The 543-nt window shown below is 45.9% G+C and carries 1 protein-coding gene; it reads right to left on the bottom strand.

Annotation, left to right across the window (positions count from 1 at the left end; translation table 11 throughout):
* Positions 1 to 543 (bottom strand): aminotransferase class III-fold pyridoxal phosphate-dependent enzyme (locus tag R7093_RS27535; protein WP_318147317.1); only part of this gene is annotated, 543 nt, incomplete at both ends.

The following is a 543-nucleotide window of genomic DNA, read 5'->3' on the forward strand; positions in this document are numbered from 1 at the left end:
CCTTCGTCACCACCAAGACCAAATGGACAGCGTAGGTTGTATGGGAAAGGCATAAAGTGCACATCTGACATTAAGCCAGTACGACGCGCTTTTGTTCCTAAATTACCCATCATGCCCATCGTACCGTTTGTCATACCGTGGTATGCCCCACGGAAAGCAAACATGGTATTACGACCTGTCGTTTGTTTCGCTAGCTTGATCGCAGCTTCAACCGCATCAGCACCCGATGGTCCACAGAGCTGAATAACACAGTTATCGCCCAGCTCTTGAGGAAGAAAAGACTTAACAGACTTAATAAAGTGAGTTTTAGCAGAAGTGGCAATATCAAGAGTTTGATAAGGCAGACCAGAGTCTAACTGCTCTTTTAACGCTTGGTTAATTTCAGGATGGTTGTAACCCAACGCTAAAGTACCAGCACCAGCTAGACAATCTAGGAAGACTTGACCACGAGTATCTTCTACCAAACAGCCATATGCTTGCTTAATCGCAATCGGTAGACGACGTGGATAAGAACGAACCTCAGATTCATGCTCCGCCTGTTCT

Source organism: Vibrio sp. 1580, from assembly GCF_033340055.1.